The sequence below is a fragment of the Halomonas sp. TH-94 genome, assembly GCF_057473365.1.
Genome location: NZ_JBYCKL010000046.1, coordinates 37,545 through 49,898 on the forward strand (window position 1 = coordinate 37,545; position 12,354 = coordinate 49,898).

General features: G+C 59.7%; 12 protein-coding genes and 1 tRNA gene. 10 read left to right on the forward strand and 3 right to left on the reverse strand.

All coding sequences use genetic code 11. The features are described 5' to 3' along the window. The first annotated feature begins 54 nt into the window (after positions 1-54). The 10 genes from AC2VNO_RS09415 (at position 55) to AC2VNO_RS09460 (ending at position 10,033) form a co-directional block, all read left to right on the forward strand. Positions 55-1,485: an FAD-binding oxidoreductase gene (locus tag AC2VNO_RS09415; protein ID WP_486933895.1), complete on the forward strand. Its 1,431-nt coding sequence runs from the start codon at positions 55-57 to the stop codon at positions 1,483-1,485. Between the two features lie 76 nt (positions 1,486-1,561). Further along, positions 1,562-2,710 carry a galactonate dehydratase gene (gene dgoD, locus AC2VNO_RS09420; protein ID WP_486933896.1) on the forward strand — a complete coding sequence of 383 codons (1,149 nt, stop codon included), beginning with the start codon at positions 1,562-1,564 and terminating at the stop codon, positions 2,708-2,710. 11 nt (positions 2,711-2,721) lie between these two features. Then, positions 2,722-3,702, forward strand: coding sequence for a 2-dehydro-3-deoxygalactonokinase (locus AC2VNO_RS09425; protein ID WP_486933897.1), 981 nt, complete (start codon positions 2,722-2,724; stop codon positions 3,700-3,702). An 18-nt stretch (positions 3,703-3,720) separates the two neighbouring features. After that, entirely contained in the window at positions 3,721-4,338 is a 618-nt protein-coding gene (locus AC2VNO_RS09430) for a 2-dehydro-3-deoxy-6-phosphogalactonate aldolase (protein ID WP_486933898.1), read from the forward strand. A gap of 251 nt (positions 4,339-4,589) precedes the next feature. Next, positions 4,590-5,312: a FadR/GntR family transcriptional regulator gene (locus tag AC2VNO_RS09435; RefSeq protein ID WP_486933899.1), complete on the forward strand. Its 723-nt coding sequence runs from the start codon at positions 4,590-4,592 to the stop codon at positions 5,310-5,312. A gap of 2 nt (positions 5,313-5,314) precedes the next feature. Beyond that, positions 5,315-6,073, forward strand: coding sequence for a fumarylacetoacetate hydrolase family protein (locus tag AC2VNO_RS09440; protein WP_486933900.1), 759 nt, complete (start codon positions 5,315-5,317; stop codon positions 6,071-6,073). 72 nt (positions 6,074-6,145) lie between these two features. Beyond that, positions 6,146-7,102 carry a C-terminal binding protein gene (locus AC2VNO_RS09445; protein WP_486933901.1) on the forward strand — a complete coding sequence of 319 codons (957 nt, stop codon included), beginning with the start codon at positions 6,146-6,148 and terminating at the stop codon, positions 7,100-7,102. 58 nt (positions 7,103-7,160) lie between these two features. Then, on the forward strand, positions 7,161-8,183 hold the full coding sequence (locus AC2VNO_RS09450) for a TRAP transporter substrate-binding protein (protein ID WP_486933902.1): 1,023 nt from the start codon (positions 7,161-7,163) through the stop codon (positions 8,181-8,183). A 145-nt stretch (positions 8,184-8,328) separates the two neighbouring features. Next, positions 8,329-8,745 (forward strand): TRAP transporter small permease, encoded by a 417-nt coding sequence (locus AC2VNO_RS09455; RefSeq protein WP_486933903.1) that lies wholly within the window; start codon positions 8,329-8,331, stop codon positions 8,743-8,745. A gap of 13 nt (positions 8,746-8,758) precedes the next feature. Further along, the gene (locus AC2VNO_RS09460) at positions 8,759-10,033 is read left to right on the forward strand and encodes a TRAP transporter large permease (protein ID WP_486933904.1); all 1,275 of its coding nucleotides are present in this window, start codon (positions 8,759-8,761) and stop codon (positions 10,031-10,033) included. Between the two features lie 65 nt (positions 10,034-10,098). On the opposite strand, the gene AC2VNO_RS09465 is transcribed toward AC2VNO_RS09460, so the two are convergent. The 3 genes from AC2VNO_RS09465 to AC2VNO_RS09475 form a co-directional block, all read right to left on the reverse strand. Next, positions 10,099-10,175 (reverse strand) — tRNA-Arg (locus tag AC2VNO_RS09465). 67 nt (positions 10,176-10,242) lie between these two features. Further along, on the reverse strand, positions 10,243-11,361 hold the full coding sequence (locus tag AC2VNO_RS09470) for a hypothetical protein (protein ID WP_486933905.1): 1,119 nt from the start codon (positions 11,359-11,361) through the stop codon (positions 10,243-10,245). Next, positions 11,358-12,185, reverse strand: coding sequence for a hypothetical protein (locus tag AC2VNO_RS09475; protein ID WP_486933906.1), 828 nt, complete (start codon positions 12,183-12,185; stop codon positions 11,358-11,360). The genes AC2VNO_RS09470 and AC2VNO_RS09475 overlap by 4 nt, the downstream gene beginning before the upstream one ends. Between the last annotated feature and the right edge of the window lie 169 nt (positions 12,186-12,354).

Here is a 12,354-nt window from a genome sequence, read left to right on the forward strand (position 1 = left end):
GCCCTGGCCAAGCGCCAGCAGGAAGCCCCTACACGACCTTATCGCGAGGTGACCATGAAGAACCGGGATCGTTTTCTAGACGCCCTCGGCCGCTGCCTGGGCGCGCGTGGTCTGCTGCGCGACGGTGAGGAGATGGCGCGCTACGTGGCCGACTGGGCCGGCGTCAGGCTCGGCGTGCCGCTGGCGGTAGCGCGCCCCGCCACCACGGCGGAGGTCGTCGCGACAGTGCGCCTGTGTCGGGAGCACGGCGTGCCCATGGCGCCCCAGGGCGGACACAGCGGCCTGGTGGCTGGGGCCCTGCCTGCCGCCGAGGGAAACGAACTGGTGATCAGCCTCGAACGCATGAACCGCGTGCGCAGCGTCGATGCGATCAACTTCACCATGAGCGTGGATGCCGGCTGTATTCTCGACAGCGTCAAGCAGGCCGCGGCGGAGCACGAGTGCGACTTCCCGCTGGCTCTCGGCGCCCAGGGCAGCTGCCAGATCGGTGGCAATGTCGCCACCAACGCCGGCGGGCTCAACGTGCTGCGCTACGGCATGATGCGCCAGCTGGTGCTCGGCCTCGAAGTGGTACTGCCGGACGGTCGCCTGTGGAGCGCCATGAGCGAACTGCACAAGGACAATCGCGGCTACGCTCTCAGGCAGCTCTTCCTCGGCAGCGAGGGTACTCTGGGAATCGTCACCGGGGCCGTGCTCAAGCTCACACCGCGGGCCGTTCAGTCACGCACGGCGCTGCTCGGTCTGGACTCCCTGGAAGCGGTGATCGAGCTCTACGGCCTCGCCCGGCGCGACTGCAGCGACCTGCTCAGCGCCTTCGAACTGATTCCGCGGCGCTGCATCGAGCTCGCCATGGAGGCCACCGCCACGCTCAGCGACCCCATGCAGCAGCACTACCCCTGGTATGTGTTGCTGGAGGTCAGCGCCAGCGGGCCGCTGGATCTCGGCGGCATGCTAGAGCACCTGCTGGAAGGAGGCATGGCGCGCAACCTGATACTGGACGGTGCGCTGGCCGCCAGCGAGAGCCAGTCGCAACAGCTGTGGCAATTCCGCGAGAGCATGCTGGAGGGTCAGCGCCGCCGCGGCGAGCACCTGCGCACCGACATATCGGTGCCCATCTCGGCGATCCCGGCCTTCGTCGACGCGGCCAGCCGCTGCATCAGAGAAGCCTCGCCCGACTGCGAGATCATCGCCTATGGTCACGTCGGCGATGGCAATCTGCATTTCAACATCCTGCCACCGCCGACAATGCCCGAGGCCGAGAAGTACGATCATCTCCACGGCCTGGAGGCGCAGTTGTTCTCCCTGCTCGACGACTTCGGCGGCAGCATAAGCGCCGAACACGGTATCGGTCGCACCAAGCAACCCGCCTATCTGGCCCGGCTCTCACCGGTAGAGCGCGAGCTGGTGGTAGGCATCAAGACGCTATTCGATCCCGATGACCTGATGAACCCGGGGCGCATCCTGCCGCGGCAGCAGCGGGAATGACCCGCAGGCCGGCTGGATACGTCCCCCACGCCGACGAAGCCGTATCCCACGGCCGCATGTACCGAGGAGACCCCTGGTGAGAATCACCCGACTCAAGACCTGGCAGGTACCGCCACGCTGGCTGTTTCTCAAGATCGAAACCGACCAAGGCTGCTACGGCTGGGGCGAACCGGTCATCGAAGGCCGCGCCGCCACCGTCGAGGCCGCGGTGCATGAGCTTGCCGACTACCTGGTCGGCAAGGATCCCCACCGTATCGAACATCTGTGGAACACGATGTACCGCGCCGGCTTCTATCGCGGCGGCCCGATCCTGATGAGCGCCATCGCCGGTATCGACCAGGCGCTGTGGGACCTCAAGGGGCGCGACCTAGGGGTGCCGGTGCATCAGCTGCTTGGCGGCGCGGTGCGCGAGCGCATGCGCATGTACGCCTGGACCGGCGGCGACCGGCCAAGCGACGTGGGGGCGGGAGCCAGGGAGCTGGTGGAGCGCGGCTTCACCGCCTTCAAGATGAACGGCACCGCCGAGATGCAGATCGTCGACTCGCACCGCAAGATCGACGAGGCCGTGGCACGCGTGGCCGAAGCGCGCGAGGCGGTGGGGCCCGAAGTAGGCATCGCCATCGACTTCCACGGCCGGGTGCATCGGCCCATGGCCAAGGCGCTGCTGCGCGAGCTGGAGCCCTACCATCCGATGTTCGTCGAGGAGCCACTAGCGCCCGAGCATTTGCCGGCACTCAAGCACATTGCCGGGGGCCTGGGTTACCCGCTGGCTACCGGCGAGCGGCTGCACACCCGCTTCGAATTCCGTGACCTGCTGGCCGAGGGCATGATCGACATCATTCAGCCCGACCTCTCCCACTGCGGTGGCATCAGCGAGGGGCTGAAGATCGCCACGCTGGCCTCGGCTCACGACGTGGCCCTGGCGCCGCACTGCCCGCTTGGTCCTCTGACCCTGGCCGCCTCGCTGCAGCTGGATGCGGTGTGCCACAACGCCTTCATCCAGGAGCAGAGCATGGGCATTCACTACAACCAGGGCAACGACGTGCTCGACTATCTGGTCGACAAGTCGGTGCTGGCCATCGCGGAGGGCTTCTGTACCATTCCCCAGGGGCCGGGGCTCGGCGTGGAGATCGACGAGGCTTTCGTCGAGGAGCGAGCCAAGGTCGGCCATCGCTGGCGCAACCCGGTATGGAGCCATGAAGACGGCTCCATTGCCGAGTGGTAAGGAGAGCGGACATGAACGGCGAGGTGCATGCACGGCTGGCGTGGATTGCGGTGGACTGGGGCTCGAGCCATCTGCGCGCCTGGGCCATGGACGCACGGGGCGAGGTATTGGCCCGGGCAGGCAGCGGCAACGGCATGCTGGCCCTGAGCCCGGAACACTACGAGCCGGCGCTGCTCGAGGCGATCAGCGACTGGCTGCCCGCGTCCGGCCGCGTGCCGGTGTGGATCTGCGGCATGGCCGGCGCCCGTCAGGGTTGGCGCGAGGCGGCCTACCTGCCGGTGCCGACGCGCCTGGACCAACTGACCCGTGGCGCCGTCGCGCCGACGGTGCGCGACCCGCGCTTGCAGGTGCGCCTGCTGCCAGGACTGTGCCAGCATGCCGATGACGCGACGCGAGGCTTCGACGTGATGCGCGGCGAGGAGACCCAGTTGGCCGGGCTGGTGGCGCTCGAGCCCGGCTTCACGGGGCTGGTCTGCCTGCCCGGCACTCACGCCAAGTGGGTCCGACTCGAGGCGGGCACGGTGATGCGCTTCGCCACTTCGCTCACCGGCGAGCTGTATGCGCTCCTGGCCAGCCAATCGGTGCTCAAGCATTCGGTGAGCGCAGCCCGGCTCGACGAGCCCGGCTGCGGCGAGGCGTTCGCCAGCGCGGTACACGAGGCAGCCACCGACCCCGGACGCTTCAGCCAGCGGCTGTTCGCCCTGCGCGCCGCCGATCTGCTCGACGACTCGCTGCCCCACGGCCAGGCCCGGCGGCTCCACCTGGACGCGCGCCTCTCGGGGCTCGTCATTGGCCTGGAACTGTCCGCCCTTGCCGACGAGCTGAGGCATGACGCCCCCGTCACGCTGATCGGCAGCACGGAGCTCTGCTCCCGCTATGCGCTGGCGCTGGAAGCCCTGGGTTGCAGCAGCCGGCGCTTCGGCGGCGAGGCCACGGTGCTGGCCGGCTTGGGTTTGGCCCAAGCCAATTCGCGACACAATGCCCGGGACTGACTTACTCAAGGAGAGACCATGAGCCTGCCCCTGATCGCCATTCTGCGCGGCATCACTCCCGACGAGGCGGTAGCGGTGGGCGAGGCGGTGCTCGCCGCCGGCATCACCACTCTCGAAGTACCGCTCAACTCACCCCAGCCCCTGGACAGCATACGCCGACTGACCGAGGCCCTGGGCGAACGCGCTCTGGTGGGGGCCGGCACGGTGCTCACGGCAAGAGAGGCCAGCGAGGTACACGCCGCCGGTGGCCGGCTTGCCGTCTCGCCCAACTGCCGCCCGGAGGTGATCGCCGCCGCCCGCCGCCTCGGCATGCAGAGCTGGCCGGGCGTACTCACGCCCAGCGAGGCCTTCGACGCGCTGGATGCCGGCGCCACCGGGCTCAAGCTCTTTCCCGCCGTTCAAATGGGCATCGCCGGGATGCAGGCGATGCGCGCCGTGCTGCCCACCGACACCCTGCTGTACGCCGTGGGCGGTATCGATGCCGACACCATGGCAGCCTGGCGCGCCGCCGGCATCGACGGCGCCGGCCTGGGCAGCGCCCTCTATCGGCCAGGCCAGACGCCCGAACGGGTCGGCGAACAGGCACGCAACCTGGTCGCCGCCTGGAACGACGCGGCCAAGGGCAGGTCCCTATGAGCCTACCGTAGGGATCCGCAACAACCTGCACTTCAGACCCATCACCGGCGCTTCTAACGGTCGGTTCGATGCTAGAGACCCAGGCTGATGAGTGCCTGTAGTGCTTGAACCGAGCTGCAAGCGGGCTCAGGAGTGGTGCACATCTTTTGCTTGACCCTTCCTTCCACAAAGGCTAGTTTTCTACAAAACGAGTGGTCTGACCATCAGAGCACCGGACCACAAACCTTGCAACAGCACTAGAGCAGAGCCCTATGAAGATCGAGCCTCTCGAGAAGAAAAGCCTGAGCGACTTTGTCGTGGCCAAGATCAAGGCAATGATCGTCAGCGGCGAACTCAACGCAGGGGACAGAATTCCGGGTGAGAGAGAGCTATGCGACCAGTTTGGCGTTAGCCGAGCTTCGGTTCGGGAAGGATTGAAAATACTCTCGCTGCAGGGCCTCCTCAGCAGAACCAATGCTGGAACCGTAATAACCGCCAATTTTTCCTCCATACTGGAGGAAACTCTTGCTCTCAAAATTCTACTGGATGACTGCAGCTACACGGACATTACCGAAGCACGACTATTTCTGGAAAAGACCATGGTTGGCTTGGCAGCACAAAGAATCGAGCAAAAAGATATTGACATCATGGCTCGACAAATTGAGCTCATGATCGAAGCCGAGAAAGCAGACAACAACGACAACTATGTCTTGGCCGATATCGCCTTCCACCAACAGATCGCAAAAGCATCGAAGAGCAGAGTGCTTGCCAGCTTGTACAACTCGATAATAACACTTGTCTTTCGAGCCCAAAAAAGTGTCGGATACGACAAGCCCGTCATGAAGGAGTCCATCAAGTTTCATACCAACATCCTGGAAGCCCTCAAGAAAAAAGACTCGGAGCTTTCTGAGAAAGAGATGCAGAAACATTTGCTCGATGTTCAGGAGCGAATTAACCACCTCATCGGAAAAGACATCATAAAAGCGGGAGTATGACAGTGTACATTCGATACAATTATAACAACGAAATCCATGAAGGGTTCGTGGAAAACGGTGCCGTTCGACGCCTGAACGGCTCTCTGTTCAATCATGAGACCCTAGGTGAAGAGCATGTTCCTTTCTCTGACGTCACACTACTTCCCCCATGTCAGCCGAGCAAGGTGGTGTGCGTAGGCCTCAACTATCGTGACCACGCCGCAGAAATGAACGAAACGCTGCCGGAAGCCCCTCTGCTTTTCATCAAACCTTCTACTACGGTGATCGCTCATGGCGATTACATAGTGGCTCCTCAGGAAACAGGAAGGCTGGACTACGAAGCTGAGCTTGCCATCGTGATTGGCAAGGCGGCCAAGAATATCCAGGCAACCGAAGTCGATGAGTACGTGTTTGGCTATACCTGCGCCAATGACTTCACCGCACGTGCCATTCAACTTTCGGACAAACAATGGACACGGGGAAAGTCCTTCGATACGTTCTGCCCGCTCGGGCCAGGTATCGTAAAGAGCGTCAATCACGACGATGCCAGGATCACGCTTGAAGTCAACGGCGAGATTCGGCAGGACTCGAATATCAACCAATTCATTTTCAACGTCCACCATGTCGTCAGCTATATTTCACGACATATGACGTTACTGCCCGGCGATGTCATTCTCACAGGCACTCCTCACGGCGTCGGCCCCGTCAACGCAGGAGACGTAATGTCGGTCACTATCGATGGCATTGGCACGCTTACCAATGAACTTCAAATAAAACAATAAACCCGGCATAGAAGGCGACCCAGTCACGGGCATGACAGCCCGAGGGAAGCTGTTGCCAAAAAAGGTGAAAAAGTGAATTATAACGTACTCATGACGGATACTATCTTTCCCGATACGTCAATCGAAGAGAGTAGCTTCTCCAAAGATAACATCGCATTTCAGCTGAGCCCGAACAGTAAAATTGAAACACTGGTAGAGCACGGCAAGGAAGCGGACGCACTCCTGGTCGTATATGCCTCGGTCACTGCCGAAGTCATTGAATGCTTGCCTCGGTGCAAGGTAATAGTTCGAGCCGGCATCGGCTACAACAATGTTGACCTCGAGGCCGCATCGCGGTGCGGCATCATGGTGGCCAACGTCCCCGATTACTGTCAGGACGAGGTGGCTGACCATACTCTTGCCCTGCTGCTCGCGCTGGCCAGGAAAGTGTGTTTCCTGGATGAGAAAGTCGGCCAGGGTACATGGGATGCCAATCTGGCCAAATCTGCGCCGAGACTAAGAGGCAAGACCCTGGGTGTGCTGGGTTGTGGTGCCATTGGCCAAGAGGTCGCAAGACGTGCTGCCGCTTTCGGCCTGCATGTCGTGGGATACGACCCCTACGCCTCGTCCAGTGAACTCGCACGCCACGACATTCAACACGAAAGAGATTTCGATGAATTCCTGAAGAGTGTGGATTTCCTGACCTTGCATTTGCCTCTCACCGCTGGAACCCGCCATATCATAGATCGCAAAGCGCTGGAAAAAATGAAACCCACTGCACTCATCGTCAATACATCACGTGGTGGACTGATTCAGGAAGATGACCTGTACACAGCGTTGACGAACAAGGTGATAGCAGGTGCTGGCTTGGATGTCCTGGAAATTGAACCTCCGAGTAGTACCCCCAAACTGGCTGCACTGGAAAACACCGTCATGACGCCCCATACCGCCTTCCTATCGGAAAGCTCCGTGAATGAGCTACGCAAGAAGGCTTCCCAGGAAATCATCAGAGCCCTGAAGGAGGGAAAGCCCAGACACCAGGTCAATTGACGTATCACCGACAGCACGAGTAAAGACAGCTCTTCATTACAAATACAAAGGTAACGGCATGAAACCTAAAAAAATCAAATTCATGGGACATCTGCTGATGGCGGGGGTAGTCGCCAGCCTGTTTTCCATGGGAGCACTGGCCCAGTCCACGGTCAACATCAAGCTAGCGCATAACGGCAACACCAACCCAGACGATCCCCAGAATGTTGGGGTGCGTGCCTTCAAGGATATGGTTGAGGAGCGTTCGGACGGTTCATTGAGCGTGCAGATCTACCCTGCGGGCCAGCTGGGCGATGCTCGTACGATTGTCGAGGGCATTCAGTTCGGCACCATCGAAATGGCCGACGTGGAAAACGGCCCGATGGGTCGTTTCGTCCCCGAAGCCATGCTCTGGGACCTCCCCTTCATCTTTCGTGACATCGAGCATGCGCATAAAGTGCTGGATGGTGATATCGGCAGATCCGTACAGGACAAGTATCCCAATGTCGGCATACGACACTTGGCCTATAACGACGGCGGTTTCCGCTATTTCACGAACAATGAGCGCCCGATCACCACCATGGCGGACCTGGAAGGACTCAAGATTCGAGTCATGGAAAGCGAGGTCATGATCGACACGCTGAATGCTTTCGGCGCTTCTGCCGTACCCATGTCGTTTGGCGAGCTTTATACGGCACTGCAGCAGGGCGTGGTGGATGGCCAGGAAAACCCCATGAACCTCATTTACAGCCAGCGCTTCTACGAAGTGCAGGACTACCTGTCGCTCAGCGGCCATTTCTACTATCCGCGGCAATATATCGCGGGTGAAGCCTGGTGGCAGAGTCTGAGTGACGAGCACCAGAACATCATCTCTCAGGCTGCCATTGAAGCCAGTAACATTCAACGCGCAGCATTGGCCGATTACGAGATCGAAATGCGTAGGGTTCTGGAAGAAAATGGTATGAGCATCAACGAGGTCAGCAAGGATGAATTCATCCAGGCCGGCCTGCGAGAGATCTACCCAAGCTATTATGAAACGCTGGGTGGTGGAGACGCAGCTCGGGGCGAGTCGCTCGTCCAAGCCATTATGGAAGTCGAATAGGAAGAGAGCCGGGTGCTGGCATTGTCAGCCCCGGCTGGCTCACTCTATCATAATAAATAGAAGAGGTAGCAACGTGAGGACGTCACAGGACACAGGGCTCGTCAGACTCATCAACATGATAATCAAATCATGCTTGGTGGCCATGATGATGGCGATAGCATCTCTGACGATTTATCAAGTCTTCATGCGCTATGGGTTAAACAAGTCAAGCTCATGGAGCGAAGAAGCCATCAGGTTCATCTTTATCTGGTGCACGTTTATTGCCGTTGCGATTGGCATCAGGGAAAAAATACACATCGGCATTGACATCATCGTTCGACTTTTCTCCAAAACGACACAGAGCCTTATCGAGCTTATCGTGTACGTTCTTATCTCAATATTTTCAGGCTACCTCGTCTATTACGGTTTCAAAGTAGTGCTCGTTACACAATATCAAACATCCCCTGCGCTGGGCATACCCATGAGCTGGGTTTACCTCGCCGTACCAACAATGGGGATTTTAGTCATTTTTTATAGCCTGCTTGAAACCATTGATTTACTGAAAACAATATACAAGAAATAACGGAAGGCACCCCATGTTGCTCACCTTGCTTTTTGCACTTGTACTCTGCTTCATCATCAGTGTCCCCATTGGATTTGCTATGGGTATAGCAGTGCTTGCAAGCTTAGTGGTTTCAGGAACCATGCCTGTCACTATGCTGCCGCAACGAATGGTGGCCGGAATCAATTCATTTCCCCTGTTAGCTATCCCGCTGTTCATGCTGGCAGGTACCATCATGGAGCGAGGGGGCATTTCCAAGCGAATCGTTAACTTGGCGAGCGCCTTGCTTGGCCACGTCAAGGGCGGCCTGGCGGCTGTTTCCGTGCTCGCCTGTACCTTCTTCGCCTCCATTTCCGGCTCTGCGCCTGGTACGGCTGCTGCCGTGGGGGAGTTAACCATACCCGAGATGGTTAAGCGTGGTTACTCAAGCGCATATGCTTCCTCGGTCGTGGCTTCCGCCTCTTGCTTGGGGGTGGTAATACCGCCAAGCATTACGTTCATTATTTATGGCATCGTGGCCGATGTATCGATTGGCCAGCTATTTATAGCAGGTATAATACCTGGCATACTACTTTCTACCAGCCTTATCATTGTGAGTGTTCTACGTTCTAGACAGCTCGGTTACCCAACAGAAAAAAAGCAAAATTGGAAGCAACGCTGGCGGGTATTTTCTGACTCGCTATGGGGACTTATGCTTCCAATCATCATACTTGGCGGGATAATGTCTGGTGTTTTTACACCGACTGAGTCAGCTGGTATTGCGGTATTTTACGGCCTCTTCGTAAGTATGTTCATTTATCGAGAACTGAGCTGGAAGTGTCTGTTTCCGGTTTTTTACAAAGCGGCTTTGAATTCAGCCATGATCGTACTTCTCATTGCGGTTGCGAGCCCCTTTGGTTGGATCATGATAGTCGAGCAAGTCCCTCAGATGGCATCGTCCGCGCTACTAGGGATATCGACTAATGTTTATTTGATACTCATGTTGATGATCATTATGTATCTCATTTTGGGAACATTCATGGAAACAGGTGCCATCATACTTCTGGTCGTACCGATTTTTGCCCCTGTTGCACAGCAACTGGGTATCGACATGGTTCACTTCGGCGTCATCACAGTAGTGGCTCTAGCCATTGGCATGGCAACGCCACCTGTCGGTATCACGCTTTTTGCAACGTGCAGTATTTCCGGAGTCTCAATCGGCCAGCTATCGCGAATGATCATCCCCTTTTTGCTGGCTCTTGTGGGTTGCCTGCTGCTGTTGGCCTACGTGCCCGCGCTGTCGACCTTCCTACCTAGCTTGGTGTTTTGATTACCGGCACCGCTTATCCGTCACACGAAAAAGCCCCACGGCATGGCCGTGGGGCTTCGAATTCGTGGCGCGCCCGGCAGGATTCGAACCTGCGACCTTTGGCTTCGGAGGCCAACACTCTATCCAACTGAGCTACGGGCGCTTTGCTTGCTGAGAAGCGGCCAACATCGTAACCGTCGCCGCCCAGGCTGTCCAGCCCGACGCACCGCTTACCGGCTTCCCAGAATACGATACTGCGACGGCACTTGCGCCGACTCTTCGGCGTCCTGAATGGCTTGCTCCAAGCTCTGCCCCATCGCCTGGGACCTGGCATGTACAGCCGACTCGAATGCATGCCGCGTCTCGGCCTTGGCGCGCGCTATCTCGGTTTCCAGCTCGGCATGCATCTCGTCACGGTAGCGGCTCTCTTCGGCCTTGAGCAGGGCATACTCGGTGCCGACGAGGCCCGCCAGGGCGACTGCCGTAGCGGCGGTGCCTGCCACCAGTGCCGCAGGGCCGGTGGGCGAGGTGGCAGCCGTGGTGGCCGCACCGGTGCCCAGCGAACGGGCCGCATGCATGCCCAGGCGCGGCGCGACACGGGCTACCAGGGCCTGCGAGCCCCGCATGGCCGTGCCAGCCACCAGCCGCTGGGCCAGCGCTCGGCCGGCGAGCACTCCGGCAGCGCCGCCGGCTCCCGCCGCGCTCCAGCGCGCTTCATCCCAACCACCGCTAAGGGTACGTTCGAGCACCAGGTCGAGGTCCAGGGTGGGTGCCGTTTCCGCAGCGCCCTGCGAGACTTGCCGATGGCTGTAGCTTGCCTGCAGGGTACTGCCTATCTCCTCCACGACCCGCTGCTGTACCTGAACGATCCTTTCGCCGAACTCCTCTTCCAGGGATTCCAGCGCCACTGCAATGTCACTGCGCTCCACCACCCGCTCGAGGAACTGCGCCTCCAGCCAATCGTCGAGATCGCCACCGATTGCCATGGCCAGACGCAGGTAGCTACCCCGCAGCGAAAAGTGCCAGTCGAGATAGTCCGACACCGCAGTCTCCAGCGGCAGGAACGCTGTATCGAGACGCGCATCGAGCCATGGCTGCATTTCGTTGCGCAGATGCAGGTCCAGCCTGCCGGCAAGCACGTTGAACTCCTGGCCCAAGGCAGCGCGGGCTTCGCCATCGAGCACCAGCGTTTCGCCATTGATGACGACTCGGAACAGGTGCGCTTCGCTGCGCTCCTGCAGCTGCTGATGGGCGTACCCGAGCCCCGCCAGCAGCAGCAATAAGAGCAGCAGCGTCAGGCCCCAGGAAGCGGCCGGAAGTCGCCGCATGGGCTCGACCAGGGTCTTCATGACATGTCCTTCGATTCAGCATCGTGTGTTCGCTCGACCACATCGCGCAGGGTATCGGCACCGATCAACACTCTGATGAATGCCCAGGCAAAGGCGCTATGGGTGAGCAGCAGTAACAGCCAGCCGAGCAGGGCCAGGCCTTGGCCGAACCCGCTCCATTCCAGAGCGTTCTGCATGGCCCAGTACTGGGTCAGCTCCAGCGCCTGCCCGAGGCGCTCGAGCATACCCAGAAGACTATCGCCCGCAGCGGTCGAGATGTGGCGAATCAGGCTCTCCTCCCAGCCCAGGCCAACCAGGTAGGGTTGCGGTAGCCATAGTGCGGTGAGCACCAGCAGCAACATGAGCAGCAAGCCCGCCGGCCATATCACCAGACGTCGCGAAAGCGCTGAAACGAAGTCGGCCACGACATGGCGCCGCACCCGCCTGCGGATGGCTTTCTGGCTCACCACCAAGATCACTATCGCCGTGCAGAGTATGAGCCAATAGACCGATGGAACGAGCCGCAGTTTCACTAGCAGAAGCAGTGACAGGACAATGGCGGCCAATTGATGGCCTAGCGCCATCAGTACACCTCCGCGCAACCAGCGATGCCATGGCGAGGCAGTAAGCAAGTACTGTCCTAGCCAGGCCCGACGCCGCAGGCGTGCCGCCTCGAAGCTGCCAGCAAAGATCAGCTGCGCCGAGACTATCCAGAATGGCAACAACATCGGCGCGGCGAGGCCTGGTTTCAATAGAGTCCATATGGCCAAAAGCCCTGCTGCGAGCAGGATGTGCCCCTGCCGGAACAGAACCCGGCGCCAGGCGATGGGAAAGCGCTTGGCCATGGGCTTGCCTCGCATTGCTCAATGGACGTCAGGTGGCGCACTGCCTGCGAACAAGGTTCGCGTCAGTTGGACTGCACCATCTCGCAGACCTTTTCGCGTATGTGCCGTCCGATCGGCAGTGCCGAGGTCGCCGCCGGCGATGGGGCGTTGCAGACGTTGACGGTGCGTC